Annotated in this window: 16 protein-coding genes and 1 tRNA gene; 9 read left to right on the plus strand and 8 right to left on the minus strand. The window is 57.2% G+C overall.

Annotated elements, in window-relative coordinates; genetic code table 11:
* The first annotated feature begins 59 nt into the window (after window positions 1–59).
* Window positions 60–1,094 carry a LacI family DNA-binding transcriptional regulator gene (locus tag ACQZ60_RS24050; RefSeq protein ID WP_020808429.1) on the plus strand — a complete coding sequence of 345 codons (1,035 nt, stop codon included), beginning with the start codon at window positions 60–62 and terminating at the stop codon, window positions 1,092–1,094.
* 296 nt (window positions 1,095–1,390) lie between these two features.
* Here the strand turns inward: ACQZ60_RS24050 and ACQZ60_RS24055 are convergent, their stop codons facing one another.
* The 4 genes from ACQZ60_RS24055 to ACQZ60_RS24070 form a co-directional block, all read right to left on the minus strand.
* Complete coding sequence (locus ACQZ60_RS24055; protein ID WP_020808430.1) at window positions 1,391–2,203, minus strand: oxidoreductase; 813 nt, start codon at window positions 2,201–2,203, stop codon at window positions 1,391–1,393.
* Window positions 2,204–2,435: 232 nt separating this feature from the next.
* Window positions 2,436–3,023 (minus strand): glutathione S-transferase family protein, encoded by a 588-nt coding sequence (locus ACQZ60_RS24060; RefSeq protein WP_020808431.1) that lies wholly within the window; start codon window positions 3,021–3,023, stop codon window positions 2,436–2,438.
* Between the two features lie 144 nt (window positions 3,024–3,167).
* Window positions 3,168–6,281: an efflux RND transporter permease subunit gene (locus ACQZ60_RS24065; RefSeq protein WP_020808432.1), complete on the minus strand. Its 3,114-nt coding sequence runs from the start codon at window positions 6,279–6,281 to the stop codon at window positions 3,168–3,170.
* Window positions 6,281–7,390: an efflux RND transporter periplasmic adaptor subunit gene (locus tag ACQZ60_RS24070; RefSeq protein ID WP_020808433.1), complete on the minus strand. Its 1,110-nt coding sequence runs from the start codon at window positions 7,388–7,390 to the stop codon at window positions 6,281–6,283. The genes ACQZ60_RS24065 and ACQZ60_RS24070 overlap by 1 nt, the downstream gene beginning before the upstream one ends.
* A 98-nt stretch (window positions 7,391–7,488) precedes the next feature.
* Here ACQZ60_RS24070 and ACQZ60_RS24075 point away from each other — a divergent pair, with 98 nt between their 5' ends.
* The 4 genes from ACQZ60_RS24075 to ACQZ60_RS24090 all read left to right on the plus strand — a co-directional run bounded on the left by ACQZ60_RS24075 (window position 7,489) and on the right by ACQZ60_RS24090 (window position 10,847).
* The gene (locus ACQZ60_RS24075; RefSeq protein ID WP_020808434.1) at window positions 7,489–8,076 is read left to right on the plus strand and encodes a TetR/AcrR family transcriptional regulator; all 588 of its coding nucleotides are present in this window, start codon (window positions 7,489–7,491) and stop codon (window positions 8,074–8,076) included.
* A 162-nt stretch (window positions 8,077–8,238) separates the two neighbouring features.
* Entirely contained in the window at window positions 8,239–9,534 is a 1,296-nt protein-coding gene (gene fabF, locus ACQZ60_RS24080; RefSeq protein WP_080657418.1) for a beta-ketoacyl-ACP synthase II, read from the plus strand.
* A 51-nt stretch (window positions 9,535–9,585) separates the two neighbouring features.
* Window positions 9,586–10,593, plus strand: coding sequence for a cell division protein FtsZ (ftsZ, locus tag ACQZ60_RS24085; protein ID WP_020808436.1), 1,008 nt, complete (start codon window positions 9,586–9,588; stop codon window positions 10,591–10,593).
* A gap of 65 nt (window positions 10,594–10,658) precedes the next feature.
* Window positions 10,659–10,847: a hypothetical protein gene (locus ACQZ60_RS24090; protein ID WP_020808437.1), complete on the plus strand. Its 189-nt coding sequence runs from the start codon at window positions 10,659–10,661 to the stop codon at window positions 10,845–10,847.
* A gap of 35 nt (window positions 10,848–10,882) precedes the next feature.
* On the opposite strand, the gene ACQZ60_RS24095 is transcribed toward ACQZ60_RS24090, so the two are convergent.
* Window positions 10,883–11,359: a MarR family winged helix-turn-helix transcriptional regulator gene (locus ACQZ60_RS24095; RefSeq protein WP_137396244.1), complete on the minus strand. Its 477-nt coding sequence runs from the start codon at window positions 11,357–11,359 to the stop codon at window positions 10,883–10,885.
* A 165-nt stretch (window positions 11,360–11,524) separates the two neighbouring features.
* On the opposite strand from ACQZ60_RS24095, the gene ACQZ60_RS24100 reads away from it, so the two are divergent.
* From ACQZ60_RS24100 to ACQZ60_RS24115, 4 genes are all read left to right on the plus strand, one after another.
* Entirely contained in the window at window positions 11,525–12,940 is a 1,416-nt protein-coding gene (locus ACQZ60_RS24100) for an MATE family efflux transporter (protein ID WP_020808439.1), read from the plus strand.
* A 306-nt stretch (window positions 12,941–13,246) separates the two neighbouring features.
* A complete protein-coding gene (locus tag ACQZ60_RS24105) occupies window positions 13,247–13,456 on the plus strand; it encodes a hypothetical protein (RefSeq protein ID WP_155246231.1) in 210 nt (69 codons plus the stop codon).
* A gap of 448 nt (window positions 13,457–13,904) precedes the next feature.
* Window positions 13,905–14,906 carry a recombinase family protein gene (locus ACQZ60_RS24110; RefSeq protein ID WP_020808441.1) on the plus strand — a complete coding sequence of 334 codons (1,002 nt, stop codon included), beginning with the start codon at window positions 13,905–13,907 and terminating at the stop codon, window positions 14,904–14,906.
* A gap of 430 nt (window positions 14,907–15,336) precedes the next feature.
* A complete protein-coding gene (locus tag ACQZ60_RS24115; RefSeq protein WP_432431252.1) occupies window positions 15,337–15,696 on the plus strand; it encodes a hypothetical protein in 360 nt (119 codons plus the stop codon).
* On the opposite strand, the gene ACQZ60_RS24120 is transcribed toward ACQZ60_RS24115, so the two are convergent.
* From ACQZ60_RS24120 to ACQZ60_RS24130, 3 genes are all read right to left on the minus strand, one after another.
* Complete coding sequence (locus tag ACQZ60_RS24120; protein ID WP_020808443.1) at window positions 15,673–15,939, minus strand: type II toxin-antitoxin system ParD family antitoxin; 267 nt, start codon at window positions 15,937–15,939, stop codon at window positions 15,673–15,675. The two genes, ACQZ60_RS24115 and ACQZ60_RS24120, sit on opposite strands and share 24 nt — an antisense overlap.
* A gap of 209 nt (window positions 15,940–16,148) precedes the next feature.
* Window positions 16,149–17,405 (minus strand): tyrosine-type recombinase/integrase, encoded by a 1,257-nt coding sequence (locus ACQZ60_RS24125; protein WP_448736285.1) that lies wholly within the window; start codon window positions 17,403–17,405, stop codon window positions 16,149–16,151.
* A gap of 166 nt (window positions 17,406–17,571) precedes the next feature.
* Window positions 17,572–17,648: transfer RNA gene (locus ACQZ60_RS24130), tRNA-Met, on the minus strand.
* Between the last annotated feature and the right edge of the window lie 20 nt (window positions 17,649–17,668).

Raw genomic sequence — 17,668 nt, forward strand, 5'->3', positions numbered from 1 at the left:
AGGGATGGATTTTACTCTCAAATACTCTCATAATTAATTTCATTTTATGAGAGGCTTCGATGTCCCGACCGACTATCCCAGATCTTGCGAAAGCTGCCCGCGTGAGTATTTCAACGGTCGATCGCGTTTTGAATGGCCGCGACCCAGTCCGCTCGCAGACCGCCGAACGGGTTCTCAATGCCGCCCGGGAGATAGGCTATCACGGAGTCACGGCGATTGAGCGGCGGTTGGAACACGACAAGCCAGTTATCAAGTTCGGTTTCCTTCTCAAGCAGTCGCATCGAAAGCTTTACCAGATGTGGGGGGAGCTGCTGACGGCGGCCGTAGAAGCTTTTCCGGATGCGCATGGGCGACCGATCGTGAGGTTTATTAACGATCTCGCACCAGACAAAGCTGCAGAGGCAATTTACTCCCTCAGCCGGGAGGCAGACGTGATTGGGATAATTACGTCAGATCATCCGCAGGTGAACCACGCCGTAGACGGTCTTGCCGCCGAAGGCATTCCCGTCGTGACGATGATCTCTGACCTCTCAACTGCCGCGCGCGCGGCCTATGTCGGCAACGACTGCGTCAAGAAGGGCCGGACCGCCGCTTGGTTCATAGCGGGACTCAATGCCAACGGCGGCAAGGTCGCTGTCTTCGTTGGCAGCCATCGGTATCTGGCCCAGGAGCTCAACGAAATGGGATTCCGGTCGTATTTTCGAGAAAGCGCGCCCGGCTTTCAAATGCTGGAAACGGTCGCCACTCTTGAGGAACCCGAGATCGCATATGAAGCCACTTGCCGTCTTCTCCAAACCGAACAGGATTTGGTCGGACTTTATGTCGCCGGCGGCGGCATCACCGGCGTGATGCAAGCCCTTCGCGAGAACGGCGGGCCTGTGGCAAAACGCCTTGTCGTCATTGCTCACGAGTTGACGAACGAGACGAGGGCAGGTCTTGCGGAGGGGTTGATCAAGGTGGTCCTATCCCATCCTGCAAGGTTACTTGCGGAGACTCTGGTCCGAGCCATGGCAGAAGCGCTTGACGCTGATAGACCAACTACTCTTTCTCAGCACATTCTTCCCTTTGAGTTTTATTCAGCGACAAACATCTAGTGCAACATTCATTGCTGGCGCCGGCGATGATCCGTCCGCGTTGCAATCCGCGGGATGCATGGGAGACTTTTTTTATGCAAGCGCGTGACCATCGACGCCAAAGCGGTAAACCGGGCCCTTTGGGCCGATCGCCTCGACGTTTCAGGGTCCGATCGGTGTCTTGCCCTTCAGGCGCACAGTCATCGACTCTCCGCCCTCGGAGCTAAAGGTAAGCAAATGTGTCCGAGACAAGCCGTGAAGTTTCCGAATACCGTACGCACTACTTTCTGTTTGTGGCGCGCAAGCTCCGCGAATGCTTACAGCCTGGAGAGCCCAAACGTCTTCCTGATGCCGCTATCCAATGCCTTGGCTGGAACAAACCGCTTCAGGCGACTGAGAAGCGTAGCCTGTTTTCCAACCGGCCTGCGCATTTTGTGAGGGCCTGTGATTGCTGCCATGATTTCGGCAGCGACAGTCTGAGGACTGCTTGCTGTCTTAATGGCGGAAAGAACGGCCTGATTGGATTTGGCTAATTGATGAGCGTAGTCGTCAATGCGCGTCTCCGTCTGCTTCGCATTGACATCGAGACTTGTCCTCGTGAACGTTGGCTCGACCAGGACAGAGCGAATATTGAATTGCCGAACTTCATGGTCAAGCGTTTCAGATAGTCCCTCCAAGGCATGCTTGCTGCTGGCATAAAGGCCCATATAAGGTGCGGGGAGGAAGCCGAGGACCGAGCTGACATTGACGATCAGACCGGACTTTTGCTGCCGCATCGCGGGCAATACCGCTCGTATCATGCGCAGTGGGCCAAAGAGATTGGTTTCAAAAAGGGCCTTCGCCTCATCGTCCGACGTGCTTTCGACCGGCCCGACAAGAGAGACGCCTGCATTGTTCACCACGACATCAATCCGGCCTGAACGGGACAGAACCCAATCGACGAATTGCCTCACCGACTCGTCATTGTCCACATCGAGACGTCCGTACTCGACACCAGGTACCGGTCCACTTTTGTCCGGATTGCGCGATCCTGCAAATACCTTGAACCCATTCTGTGACAGCAACCTCACGGTCGCCTGCCCTATACCGGAGGATGCTCCGGTCACCACAACAATCTTGTCTGTGGACATCTACGCTCTCCAAAATTAGCGTTGGATTAGAAATCAATTTAGATTTCGTTTGTAATCTATAAATCCGTTAGATTGCAAGCGAAATAAAACGTATTTGCAGAAATTGAGGAGGCGGATGGTCAGTCCCCACGACACGTGGGTTAGTCGCCTCGACGCGGGAAACATCGGTTGAGTTAATGCGGCGGTTCTTGCCTGAGGAGTGACAGGTGTGACGGATGCTTATGCCGTCAAGTCACGCCGTTCGCCTGTCCGCTGGTGGATTGCCGAGCGCGCGCTGGAATGCGGATCGTTGCTCGCCTCTTTCGACGTAATCCTGCAAGCCTGGGCTATCCAGCAGGATATCCGAGTGCTTGAGCGGCCGCAGTACGCTCACCATCATAAGATCACCGGCGCCGAATTGAGCCCCCTCAAGCCACTCTTTCCCTCCAAGCGCATAGCTCAGTTGCTGGAGCCGCTGACTGAGATGACCCACGCTGCCAGAGGCGATACAGGGTTCGATCGTATTGACCGCTGCAAACATCCACATGATGGAACGCGAGCGCGCATTCGCTTCATCGGGAAGGAGGCCGGCGAAACGCTGTGCTATGTGAAGCACGATCGCACCGGATTCGAAAAGAATGAGATCGCCCTCCTGGTAGATCGGCATCTGGCCGAATGGCTGCATTTCCAGATATTCGGGGCGGCGCATCTCGGAAAAAGTCAGGTGCCGTAGAGTGTAAGGCTGGCCGACTTCCTCGAGAGCCCACCTGACGCGCATATCCCGGTGATATCCTCTACCCCCGTCCGGAGGATGTTTGAAAATGGATACGACAGGGTTCATGTCAAGGCCTCCTCATTGGCAGGATTGAAGCGGGACGAAGGCATGGCTTCCGGAAGGGTCCAGTAGACACGCAAAACACACGCCACCGCTCGCCAAGCAGTATGATCCCTCCGCAGCATCATCTGCTGCGGAGGGACGAGTTGGCTATTCCGCAGCAAGCGAATGCTGAGCTGTTTCCGCGTTTCCGTGCTCCGTCGAATCCATGTCTGTCTTGGGTGGCTTGATGCGGAACCATGCAACATAGAGTGCCGGCAGGAAGAGCAGGATGATGAGCGTGCCCACCGCGGTTCCGCCAATAAGTGTGTAGGCCATCGAACCCCAGAAAACCGAATGCGTCAGAGGAATGAAGGCGAGGACCGCGGCAAGCGCCGTCAGGATGACGGGCCTTGTTCGCTGCACCGTAGCCTCAATCACGGCATGATAGTCGTCCAGACCCGCGGCCTTGTTCTCCTTGATCTGCTCGGTGAGGATCAACGTGTTGCGCATGAGGATGCCCGCCAGGCCGATAAGACCCAGGATCGCGTTAAACCCGAAAGGCTGGTTGAACAGGATCAGGGTGGGCACGACGCCTGCAAGACCGAGCGGTGCTGTCAGCATCACCATCGTCATCGTCGACAGACTGCGTACCTGAAGGATGATGACGATCAGGGTCGCTGCGATCATCAGTGGGAACACCTTCACCAAGGCAGTATTCGCCTTGAGGGACTCCTCGATATTGCCGCCCATCTCGATTGTGTAGCCAGCAGGCAGAGATGCAACGAGTGGCTGAAGAGCGGTCATCACCTGTTGCGAAACCTCCGGCGGTTGGGTCGCCTCGTTAATGTCGGATCGGACCGTCACCACAGGCGTTCTGTCACGACGCTTGAGGATCGGCTCTTCGAAGCGCACCTCCGTGTGGCCGATCTGATCGAGCGGGATCGCACGGCCGTCTCTTGTCACGAGCGAGAAGTCGGCGAGTCTTGCAGGATCGAGGCGGATTTCACCGGCACTTCTCGCCACGACAGGAACGTTTCGGATGTTCTCACGAACTTGCGTGACGGGAACACCACTTAGCAGGAGCTGTATCTGCTGGGCAGCCTCGGCGGACGACATGCCGATGAGGTTCAGGCGATCTTGATCAGGAACGAACCGGACAACGGGTGTGCGGTTACCCCAGTCACGGTTAGCATTTCTGACGTCAGGTACCGAGCTCATGAGAGCAAGTGCCTGTTCGGAGATTTTGTACAGCTCTTCGGCGTCCGGTCCTTTGATCCGAAACTCGACGGGGAATGGAGTGTAGGGGCCAAAGACGAGTTGCGTCACACGGACGAATGCCTCGGGCGCCAGCCCTTGCGCAACGGCTTCCCGCAGACGAAGTTTCAGCACCTCACGCTCATGTGCGTCAGATGTCAGCACAACGATCTTCGCAAAGGCAGGATCGGGTAGTTCTGGCGCCATGGCGAAGAAGAAGCGGGGCGCACCCTGGCCGATGTAGCTGGTCGCGATCTTCGTTTCAGGCTGCTGCTTCAACCACGCCTCGAGCTTCTTGACCGTGGCTGTCGTCGTTTCGATGCTCGTGCCTTCTGGCATGCGGACTTCGACAAGAACCTCAGGACGGTCCGATGTCGGGAAGAACTGCTGCTTCACCGCGCCCATTCCGACAACGGAGAGAGCCATGACAACGCCGACAATGGCGCAGGTCAGGAACTTATGCTTGACGGTGAATTCGATCGCACCGCGCAGGCGTCTGTAATTCGGCGTATCGTAAATCGCATGATGGCCGCCTGCCACCGGCTTGATATCGGGCAACAGCTTTACGCCGAGATAGGGCGTAAAGATCACCGCCACGAACCAGGAAACAATCAGTGCGAAACCGACGATCCAGAAGATATTGCCCGCATATTCACCCGCTGCAGAGGCGGCAAAACCGACCGGCATAAGGCCGATAATGGTCACGAGCGTCCCCGACAGCATCGGTGCCGCAGTGTGGCTCCAGGCATAGGCAGCCGCCTTGATGCGGTCCATACCCTCTTCCATCTTCACGACCATCACCTCGATGGCGATGATTGCGTCGTCGACAAGCAGGCCAAGTGCCAGGATCAATGCACCGAGCGTGATGCGGTCGAAGAAGCGCCCTGTCTCGAGCATGATGATGAAGACGACAGCCAGCGTCAGCGGAACGGCCAGAGCCACAACGATGCCCACCCGCCAGCCGAGCGCAATGAGGCTCACAAAGAGCACCACGCCGAGGGCCATGGCGAACTTCACCATGAATTCACCCACCGCCGCGTCAATGTTGACAGCCTGATCACTGACCTTCGTCAGCGTTATGCCAAGGGGTAACGACTGTGCGATCCGGCTGGAGCGCTCCTCGAGAGCCTTGCCAAGCTCCAGACCATTCCAGCCCTGTTGCATAACCACACCGAGCATAATGGCAGGCTCGCCGTCATGACGGATGACATAGCTTGCCGGCTCCTGATAACCCCGGCGTACCTCAGCAATGTCGGAAAGCTTCAACGCACGACCGGAAGCGACGATGGGCGTATCAGCGATAGACTGAACACTGTCATAGGCACCATCGAGACGAATAAAGACCTGCGGACCCTGCGTATCTATCGAGCCAGCGGGCGTAACGGTATTGCGCCGTTGAAGGGCTGCGGCAATGTCCTGAGGAGATATGCCGAGCGTGGCGAGCTTCTCATAGGAGAACTCTACGAATATCTGTTCCGGCTGCTCACCCAGAATATTGATTTTCTTTACGCCGGGAACATGAAGCATGTCCTGCCTGATCTTTTCGGCTTCCCGGACGAGATCGCGCATCGGCATGCCCTGCGCCTTGAGAGCGTAAAGGCCGAAGCTGACGTCGGAATATTCATCGTTCACGAATGGTCCCAGAACACCCTGCGGCAGGTTTCTGGCTTCATCGCCGAGCTTCTTGCGCGCCTGATAAAATTCTTCGGCGACGGCGCTTGGCGGCGTATTGTCCTTGAGCGTGACGGTAAGATAGGCGAAGCCCGGGCGCGTCGTTGTCTCGACACGGTCGTACCAGGCCAATTCCTGAATGCGCTTCTCCAGCGGCTCGGCAACGAGATCCTGCATCTCGCGTGCGGTTGCGCCCGGCCAGACAGTCGTGACAGTCAATGTCTTGATGGTAAAGGAGGGGTCTTCAGCGCGTCCCAGCTTGACGAAGGCATAGACGCCGGCGAGAGACAGAAGGACGATAAAGAACAGCGTGACGGCGCGTTCGCGAACCGCAAGGGCGGACAGATTGAGGTTCATCAGTTTGCCGCCTCTCTTGTCCCAACACTGGTGCGAACTTGCGCTCCATCCTTCAGAAGATGTGCGCCAAGCGCAACGACCTCCTCTCCCGGCTTGACGTTAGTGACGACCACTTTCTCTTCGCTTACCCGCTCTACTTTCACATCACGAAACTTCACGACGGACGATTGCTGATCGATCACCCAGACGCCAGTGCGCGCCCCGTCATCCAACAGAGCACCTATCGGCAGTTCGGCATGATTCTGCACATCCCTGTTCTCGATTTCGATGGTGACGGTCGCCCCCAGGGGCGCATTTGCAGCCCCCCCTTCAAGCACCCAGCGCGTTTCATAGGTGCGGGTCTGCTGATCGGCAGAATCGGAGATCTGGCGCAGCTTGGCCTTTTCCGCATTGTTTCTGCCATAAACCGATGCGGAAGCCTGAACTCCAATGTCAGGACGCATGGTTTCGGGAAGCCAGACAATGGCTTCGCGCGGACCAGACTTCGCGAGCCGGACAACCGGCTGCCCAGCGGTTACCACCTGGCCCGGTTCACCGAGCGTCTCGACAATGGTTCCATCTGCATCGGCAACAAGAACCGTATATCGGGCCTCGTTTTCGGCAACATTCGCCTCAGCCTGAGCGGCGGCCAACTGTGCCGTCGCCGTATCCAGCAGGGCTTTCGATCGTTCATATTGCTGCGTCGAGGCAGCAGAGGTCTTCACCAGAATGGCAAAGCGTTTCTCATCGGCTTTCGCTTGGACAAATGTCGCCTGTGCTGCAATGACAGCGTTTCGCTTGGCGGTCAGAGCAAGACGAAGGTCAGTCTCGTCAAGCCTCATCAATGGCTGTCCAGCGCTTACCTGCTCCCCGACGTCGACAAAACGTTCAACGATCTTACCGGGCACGCGAAACCCGAGATTGCTCTGGACCCGGGCACCAACGGTTCCCGTAAAGCTGCTGCTCGAATTGCCAGGAAGCCTGGCCGTCGCGAGGTTGACCAGTGGCGCCAGGGTCCGGGGATCGGCAGCCTTTGCCTCAGGCGCCTGCGCCGGAAGCAGCAGTGCTGCGGCTCCGCCTGCGGCCAGCGCCAGCACTGCTGCTGCAGTGACAACAAGTTTCCGTTTCATTTCATCGTCCCTTCTTGACGGCCTATCCAAAAATATTAGATTGCATCTTAACTCTAAAAGACATATAGATGTCAAATGAAATCTAATTGGAGGTCCACATGAGAGTGAGCCGCGTGCAGGCAGAGGAAAACCGGGAAAGGGTGATCAACGTCGCCAGCCGGTTGTTTCGAGAGCATGGTTTCGACGGAATCGGCCTGAAAGACCTGATGAAGGGTGCGGGCCTCACCCAGGGTGGGTTCTACAAGCAGTTCGCATCCAAGGACGATCTTGCGGCGCTCGCATCACGGCGTGCTCTCGAGAGCGCCACCAGGAGGTGGTCTGATGCCGCAGCAGACACGTCAGATCCGCTGGAATCGATCATCAGCTTCTACCTCTCCAAAGATCATAGCGGCGAGAAGGCAGAAGGATGCCCGCTTGTTGCTCTCGGCTCCGACGCTGCGCGTCAAACTGCCGAAGTTCGGCGCCCGTTTGAGGATGGTACCCGGGCGCATTTCCAGGTGCTCGAAGAACTCATCGGAGATGGTGACGATAGAGCTCGAAGCGAAAAGGCCATGGCAATATTGTCCATGATGGTCGGTGCGGTGACGCTGTCCCGGATCATCGAGGATGAACTGCTGTCGACGAGTGTACTCGATGCGGCAGCGAGCGAGGTCCGGCGCATTGCTGGCCGCGATGGCAGCGACTAACAGGCAGTTTTGGATATTCGTCGCCGATAGCTGGCAAAGCTCAGCGCCGCACGCGTATCAGAAGAGAATAGCGCGAACCGCATGTCCAAAGTTCACGACCAGTCATTCGGTCGGACGCCGAAGGCATGCCAAATTTTTGATCCTAAACAGGTGGAAATGCAAATGCGTCGTGTCGTTGTCACGGGAATGGGAGCCGTCAGCCCCCTTGGTGCGAATGTCGATATCTCCTGGTCCCGGCTCCTTGCTGGCAAAAGCGGGATCCGGCGACTGGGTGACGACATCGTCGGGGATTTGCCTTCAAAAATCGGAGGCGTGGTCCCGTCACTGGCAGAAGATCCTGAAGGAGGATTTGATCCGGACAAGACCCTGCCCTCGAAGGATCAACGTAAGGTTGACCGCTTCATCATCTTTGCGCTGGCAGCGGCGGAAGAGGCTCTCGCGCAGGCGAACTGGAAGCCAGCTTCCGAAGAAGAAAAACTGAGAACGGCGACAATCATCGCATCGGGCATTGGTGGCTTTCCCGCGATAACGGAGGCGGTGCGTACCGTCGACCAACGCGGCGTCCGCCGCCTCTCGCCCTTCACCATTCCATCCTTTCTCGTGAATCTCGCTGCCGGACAAGTCTCTATCCGGCATGGCTTTAGAGGCCCGCTGGGAGCGCCGGTGACGGCATGTGCTGCCGGCGTTCAGGCGATTGGCGATGCAGCGCGACTGATCAGGTCCAATGAAGCCGACATTGCGGTTTGTGGTGGCACTGAGGCCTGTATGAACATTGTCAGCCTTGGTGGTTTCGCAGCGGCAAGATCACTATCGACAGGCTTTAACGAGACCCCGGCCAAAGCGTCACGTCCTTTCGACACCGCCCGCGACGGCTTCGTTATGGGTGAAGGCGCAGGCATCCTCGTCATTGAAGCGTTAAGCCACGCCCTTGCTCGTGGTGCGACGCCGATAGCAGAACTCGTTGGATACGGAACGACGGCCGACGCCCATCATATTACCTCCGGCCCGGAGGACGGAAGCGGCGCCCGCAGGGCAATGCAAATAGCCATCACCCAGGCGGGTATCGCGCCCCACGAAATCGGCCATCTGAACGCGCATGCGACATCGACCCCGGTTGGAGATCTCGGAGAGCTCAGAGCGATCAAGAGCCTCTTCGGCCAAAGGAAGTCGATCGCGGTCAGCGGGACGAAGTCGGCGACGGGGCACCTGCTGGGGGCCGCCGGCGGCCTTGAGGCTATTTTTACGATCCTGGCGCTCCAGCACCAGATCGCTCCCCCGACCTTGAATCTCAGTTCACCGGACCTTGAGGCCAATGGCATCGACTTTGTCGCAAACGATGCCCGACCCCTCGATGTTGAATATGCGATATCCAATGGCTTCGGCTTCGGTGGCGTCAATGCCAGCGCAGTGTTTCGACGCTGGCCGAGGAGAGGCAGTCGTACGCCACTAGCTGATTAACCCCCGCGCGTGGTCCCCTTTGAACAAAGTCTCCACCAGGACGCTCCCACTATGCAACCAACGACTGTCGTTTCACCGCCCAGCATAACACTTCTCAAGCCAAGGATTGCCGTCATCGGCGTCGGCGGTGGCGGCGGCAATGCTGTCAACAACATGATCATGCACGATCTCGAGGGCGCGGAGTTTATCGTTGCGAACACCGATGCCCAGGCTTTGTCCATGTCAAAAGCGCCACGGCTTATCCAGCTTGGCCCGACCGTCACGGAGGGACTTGGTGCCGGATCATTAGCCGATATTGGACAGGCGGCAGCCGAAGAGTCGATTGACGAGATCATGGATCACCTCCACGGAACCCATATGTGTTTCGTGACGGCGGGCATGGGGGGCGGAACGGGAACAGGTGCCGCACCCGTTATCGCCCATGCTGCGCGCAAGGCAAGCATACTGACGGTCGGCGTCGTCACCATGCCCTTCACATTCGAAGGTACCCAGCGAATGCGAACAGCTCGGCAGGGGATCGAGCGTCTTAGCGAATGCGCAGACACGGTGATCGTCATCCCCAATCAGAACCTGTTCCGGGTTGCCGATGCGAAGACGACCTTCGCGGATGCATTCGAAATGGCAGATCATGTGCTGCATGCCGGGGTCAGTTCCGTCATAGATCTGATCGTCAAGGAAGGATTGATCAATCTCGACTTCGCCGATGTAAGGTCAGTCATGCGTGACATGGGCCGAGCGGTCATGGGCACGGGCGAGGCAACGGGAGACGCCCGCGCCCGACATGCCGCCGAGGCAGCGATTGCCAATCCGCTGTTCGATGAAGCGTCCGTCAGGGGAGCGAAAGGCCTTCTCGTCTCGATCTCCGGCGGACCGGACATGACCCTTTTTGATGTCGACGAAGCTGCAACACGTGTTCGCGAGGAAGTCGATGACGACGCCAATATCGTCGTCGGCGCGACATTCAATGACGCGCTTGAGGGGCGGCTGAGAGTCTCTGTTGTCGCCACCGGATTGAGACAACCGGCAGAGGTGATCCACCTTTCGGAGCGAATGGCGTGATGCTCGCTCATACTGTGGGGCCTGCAAGCGCCGATTTGTAAAATTGATGGCCATGGAGATTTGAAATGTTGAAGCGTTTTCGAGAAAAATGGCGATCGTGGGAAGATGCCGTCCTGGGTATCGACGATCCGCAGGGAGACTACCTCATCGCGCTGGAAAAACGGCTGGATCGGCTGGAGACGGAAGTGGCTGGATTAAAGGCACAGCCCCGCGAAGAGGTAGTGTGGGAAGAAAGCTCCGAAAACAAGGGGTGATGGCTGTATCCTTGCAGTCGGCCGCGCGGCCTACGTCAAGCGCACGCTGTTGATAACTCGCTAAGCGTCCGGCACAGGCTAAGAGTATTCTGCGTCCCGCCAACCTTTTTCATCAGCGCGTCTCCAAGTTCCTGAAGACGCTCAAATGCCATTCCAAGCCGCGCGCTCCCGTTGTCGGTGAGCAGAAGTCTTCGTGCCCTGCGATCATAGATATCCACGGACATCGTCACCCAGTTCTTCCTCACAAGGGGTTTAATATTTGAAACGACGGTTGAGTGGTCGAGGCCAAGAAGTAGCGAAACCTCCGATATTCTAGGGGAACCTGCCTCACCAATCGCTGAAAGAAGAAATATCTGCTCCGCGGTTAGTCCTATCGAACGCAATGCATCGTTGATCTGGCGGGAAATGATGCGGTTTGTCCGCTGCACAGCAAAGCATAGATTCCCGGCAAGCGGGTTTTCCACCATTTCAGCTTTTATCGATCCTTGATCGGAAACATGGGTTTTGAACACCTGCACGGGCTCCGGTCTCACGCTCGGAAATGATATTTTAGATTGCGTATGAACTCTATATAATTTAGATTTTAAAAACAATCTATTTTCAAATTCTGAGAACCGGTTGCGAGCCCATGGCCTTGGGAACGGAGCAGAGCCTCGGAGAACTTTTTAGGATCAGCCATGGCCGATATGCCTGACAGCAAAAATTCTCATGTCTCAACAATTTCACAGAAGACACCACATGGAATTCTTTATGGACCAATTACAGCCACGCTGTTCCGGCTGGCATTGCCCACAGTCGTCGTTCTCGTCGTCCAGACCTTTGTTGGGGTCGCCGAAACCTACTTCGTCAGTTTCCTTGGGACTGAGGCTTTAGCAGGTGTGACCCTCGTCTTTCCCGTCCTCATGCTGATGCAAATGATGTCGAATGGCGGGATTGGAGGCGGAGTTTCCTCGGCTGTGGCCCGAGCGATGGGAGCCAACCGCCACGCTGATGCCGATGGGCTTGTCTGGCATTCGATTGTTCTGGCTACGGCATTCGGAGCCATTTTCTCAGTCGCTGCAATCCTCTTTGGACCCCTGCTCTACCGCTCAATGGGAGGGACTGGAGAAACCCTTAGGGCCGCCCTCATCTATTCAGGAATTGTGTTCGCAGGCTCTATTCCCATCTGGATCACGGCTTTGCTTTCGGCAGCCCTGCGGGGCGCTGGCAACGTGAACGTGCCTGCTCTCGTCATCATCTCCGGCGCGTTCCTTCTCCTCGTCTTGTCGCCGCTGTTGATTTTCGGCTGGGGCCCCTTCCCGGAGCTCGGCGTGGCAGGCGGAGGCGCTGCGGTCTTCATTTATTATCTCATCGCGGCACTGGTGCTTGCCCTATACCTGCGCTCGTCAAGCAGCCCGCTAAAGTTCAAAATTGTTCCGCTGCAAGGTCGACTGTTCAAGGACATTCTGGGTGTCGGCCTGCCTTCCGCAGTCGGCACGATCCAGGTCAATCTGACGGTTACGTTCGTAACGGCAGCCGTCGGCCATTTCGGCGCAGACGCGATTGCGGGGTTCGGCATTGCATCGCGGCTTGATTATCTGCAAATTCCCATCATCTTCGGTCTTGGAACCGCTATCGTCACCATGGTTGGGATTAATATCGGAGCGGGCCAGATCGAACGCGCCCGCCGGGTCGCCTGGGTTGGCGCAGGTATCGCATTCGGCATCACGCAGACAATCGGCATTCTCGCCACTCTGTTCCCCATGACCTGGATGAGATTATTCACGGCGGACCCGGATGTGCAGCAGCTAGGCTCCCAGTATCTGCAAATTGTCGCACCGGCTTATGGCGCAGTTGGATTGGGACTGGCGCTTTATTTTGCAAGCCAGGGACTGAAGCGCGTTTTACTCCCGGTTCTTGCCGGAACAGTCAGGATGATCCTGGCAGCTTTTGTCGGATGGGCTTCGGTGATCTGGTTTCAGGCAAGTCTCAATTCCCTTTTCCAGATCGTGGCGGTGGCGGCCATCGCATACGGGGCACTAACGGCCCTTGCCGTGCTGCCACGCCGGATATTCCATCGTGGCAGGCAACAGAATGCTCAAACTGACGGGTAGAGACTTCGACTGTCCAAAAAATCGCCGTCGCACAGGCATCAACCGCCTGATATCCCCGAGGATGTCGAAAATCGTATCGAGATAAACGGAATTTCACCGCTGATGAACTGTCGACAACACGTGCCACCCCAGTCAACGAGCTTGCCTGTACTGCTCCGCCTGCGCCAGGCAAACCGCTACGTAGTTGTCGTTCGGAAAGACGAACGCACGATAAGCTCGAAACCGTTCTGGAACGAGTTGCAAGCGCTTTTGACATTGGGAATATCCAACGAATTTTGGCCATACGTCCGAACGGAGGTGCTCTCAATGATCCACCACAACGACCTACCGCCTGGAACGGTTCTCTTTGCCAGAAAAAACAGGCGCGGCGATGTCCTTAGCGCCGTCGCCTGGCTCGCTGAAGGCATCGATACTGAGATTTACACTTCAATTGAAGAGGCTTTGGCTGCCGTGAATGTTAAAGATGCCGCGAAGAGGCCATACGCCAAGACTTTGGCCAACGATATTGTCCGGTGAGAATGTGTGCTTCTATACGAGCGGCGAGACACGGGCCAAAAAATTTGGCAATAGCAGCTTCCCCTCGCGGTAGGTGCGCGGCGAGAATCAAGAATTGATACCCTATCTGTGGGTTGCGTTGACTTTCACGTGCTGCCAGAAAACGCGTCTGAACTCGCGATAACTCTCAAACCCAAGAGAGATTGCCAACCGAACCACCGTCGACTGGGTGACGGAACAACGAACAGCAAGGGAATTGGCTGTATCGAAGGCGACGACTTCCGGGCAGGCGACAGCAGTTTGAACTGATCGGGTGGATGCCCTCCCCCTCCCCCAAGCTCGCACAATCATTAAGGAAGTAGCTACCTCCACAGCGTCAAACCACAAAGGCGCCCGGTACGCGTCCAGTTGAGATCAACCGTATGGCCAGTACATTCGAGCACGATGATTTGCAGCGAGCGCGAGCCTTGTGACGAAAACCTTCCTCGACAGTTTCGATTACCAGCTCCGCCCCGGCATCCAGAACTTGATGGCGCATGTGAAGCGCGACCGCATTGATGTCGTGCTCTGCGTGACCGTCGATCGACTGTCGCGCGACATCGAGCACAGCCACAAGATTCTCAAGGATTTGCGCTATCGCGATGTCGACCTCTGGACGGTCCACGCTGGCTCGCCGGTAACGGACATGGAGATGTCGTTCCGCGCAATGCTCAGTCACGAGCTTGTCGGGCAGATCCGCTACCGGACCCGGGAGGGAATGAAGACCGCCGTGCGCAAGGGCAAGGCATCCACTTGCCTGGCCTATGGCTACATGATCTCGCAGCAGCGCGATGTGAATAGTGATCGCATCAAAGGCCTGCGCGAGATCGATCCTGCGAAGGCCGATATCGTTCGCCGCATCTTCACGCTTTATGCCGACGGCATGTCACCACGCGACATCGCCCAGCTTTTGAACAAGGAGGGCATCCCGGGCTCGCGCGGCCGCAAGTGGCGCGACACAGCCATCCGCGGTCACGTCAGCCGTGGCACGGGCATTCTCAATAACGAGAGCTACATCGGCCGCATAGTCTGGAACAAGCGCAACTATCGAAAGAACCCGGAGGCCGCCGGGTTTGAGGACGCGGTACATCTCGGCAAAGGCGGGTTTCAGCCAGTCGCCGTTATCATCGTTGGCGACGGTTCGCCCCCGGCGATCCTGATAGCGGACAACATACGGCGGGTCGGTCAGGATGAAGTCCACGGCCCCGCCCGGAAGGCGCTGCATCAGGGAGACGCAGTCGCCGTAGAGGACGGTGTTGCGAACGGGACGCATTACGCGTCATCCCGTTCGGTTTTCGGCTTACGAATGGTCAAGCGCCCGTTGAGCGGCACGGCTGCAAGCGTGATGTTAAAGCCCTCGCCATCGCTGTGTGACCAGCCCGCGCCTATTTTCGTCCAGTGGGCTTTGTCGCCCTCGCCTTCCACGACGTAAACGGCGTAATCGGGTTTGCTCTTTTGGGTCGGTTTCATGATCGGTTCTCCCGTTGGTTATCCGGCTGCGCCTGTCGCGGCCGGTCGGGGGATTTTTGCGAACGTGTTTGCGAGCCGAAGGCGACCGCAGGCAACGGCAACACGGGAGCGCAGCGAAGGAGCGGGCAGCCGATTGCCGGCGGCGAAAACCGGGCGCATACCCCGACCGTTCCGGCCGTGTAGCGCAGCCGGTAACGGGGACCGACACGAACACGCTCAAGGCAAACGCGCGTGTCTTTAGGCTGGGAAGAGCACCAACGACAGTTACCCATCTGGCCGGAATACCGCCGGATTTGTCAAAAGCACGGACTGATGTACAGCCCTTCTGTCAAAGACACTAATGAATGGCGTCTTCTGCCGTGACGGCTGAGAGAGCATGCGCGGCAACATCAATGTTCAACGCCATCGACAGAACCCTAAACGCGGTCTTCGAGCAGGCTTTGGGCATCACGCCCGCCATAAAAGACACCGAGGATGTGAACCACATCCTTTTGCACCACAAAAGCGATGCTTACGCGCCGACGGTATCCGATGATACGAAGGTCCGGTACTTTGCCTTGGCGGAGACTGCCACGCTCGGGAAACATGCGAAGCCCGTCAATCAGATCGTAAATGCCGCCGACGTAGGTTCCGGCAATGGCGGGACCAGCCTTGTCACGGAGCAGCTCATAAAGTTCATCGATCTCGGCTTCGGCTCGCGCGTGGAATGCAATGCGATGAACCATGTCCTACTTGGCTTTCGCCAAGTCTGATTTGTGCTTCGCCTCGAACCGGGCACGAGACGTCTCAAAGGGGATGCCCTTGGAAGGGTCACGCTTCAATTCCTCGTACCGGCTCGGAATCTCCTCGTTCAGCCACTTCTCGCGGGCATCTTCGTAGTCTTCCAGCATTCGCAGTCCAGCACGGACAACCTCGCTGGCATTGTTATAGCGGCCGGATTCGAGCTGCTTTTGAATGAACTTCTCATAGTGTTCGTTGAGCGCATAACTTGGCATGGCATGGGACCTCCTGTTACTAGGATTATAAGTCTCGCCATCAAAATTAACAACTGTTATCAATTATTGATACTTTTCTTGTTACTAAAACCGGCCGACCACGCCGGAGGCGTGGCCGGTCTTGAGAAGGCTAAACCTTCTATGAGCGCCCCGCCAAGCGGGCGCTTCGAACCGCCAAGCGGTTCGTTTGGACACCCGCTCGGGTGTCTTTACGAGGCTGTGGTGCCTCGTGTCCGTGGAGGGGCGGCGGTGCCGCCGCCCTTGGGCATCTTCCGTGCACGGCCCGCCCGCTGCTTGGGCTTGCGGGCGTTGATCACGGAAGCGTCCAATGTGGTCTTGATATGCGCCGCATAGAATTTCTCGATCATCTCGACGCTCGTGCGGCAGTTTTTGGCAATGGCGTAAACATCTGCCCCTTCCATGAGCCGAAAGCAGATATAGGTGTGACGTAGGCTGCATGCTGTTCGGGGCTTGCCGTCCCGGTCCAGCTTGAGATGTTGTGCTTCAAGAAGATTGTTGAACATCTTGAGATAACTGCCGGGGAACAACAGATCGGTCGGAACAGGAAGCGTCGCGGCCACCTCACCATCCCCTTTCCCCCGCACAGGCTTCGCCCGCTCACACAGACGCTCATAGGGTTTCACCGCGCCGGGCATGGATTTGCACCAGCCGATGCCGCGCTTACCACGCACTTCGATCTCAAGGATGCGCTGACGCGACTCCGGGTCTTCCACGATCGTCACGTCACGATGCTGGAGCTGCTTGGCCTCATCCGGCCGCAGGCCGGTATTGCCCATGAACAGCACAAAATCGTGAAGTTGCTCGGCCTCCCACCGGAAGTAAGGGTTCTTCGGCTCCTTGGCGTTCTGGCGGGTAGCCTCGTAAAGCTGCTTGTACTCGGCCGGGCTGAACCACGGCCGACGGGTAATCTTGCCTTGCGTCTTGTAGGGCGGCGACAAATCAGGAAGGTGGCCCAGCCACTTGTGGCGGATGGCGGTTTTGAGAACCTGCCGGAGCGTGCCAACCTCATCATGAAGCGTGCTGCGCGCGGGAGCTCTACCCGTCGTGGACGTGCTAATGCGGTGAACGCGGTAATCCTGCACGGTCCCGGCCGTAATCTCGGAGAGCCCCATCTTGCCGAAGAACGGGATTAAGTGGAGCCGTAGGCGGATACTGTGGCCCTCAACCCATTTGGGACTGCGCTCACCTTCAGTGATAACGGCGTACTCCTGCTCGAACTTCTTGGCGGCCTCGGCAAGGGTCTTTTCGGTTTTCAACAGCCCGGCGGCCAGCTTGCCGCGAAGCCCGAGATACCAGTCTTCCGCAAATGCCTTGGCCTGCGCCAATCCAGTTTCCTTGGTGCTGGTGCGGTACTGCTGGCCATTTACCGATGCCGAGCAATGCCATGTGAGACCCCCGCGCCGGTAGACATTGACCTTTCCTCCGAGGATTTCATGGCTCACCATACCGGCCCCCTGTTTGTTTCCCATTTCGATATGGGAACAGGGAATCACGACCTCAAGGGATCAGTCAAATCGGCCCCAGGTTTTGTGCTAGCGTTGTGCTAGGGGTAAAAACGACTTCGGCCTCCACTTGGGAGGCCGATAAAGTCTTGATAATCTTGAAAGATATTGGTTGCGGGGGCAGGATTTGAACCTGCGGCCTTCAGGTTATGAGCCTGACGAGCTACCGGGCTGCTCCACCCCGCGTTGATTGGTTTTATTATAGC

Source organism: Agrobacterium sp. 22-223-1 (assembly GCF_053522385.1).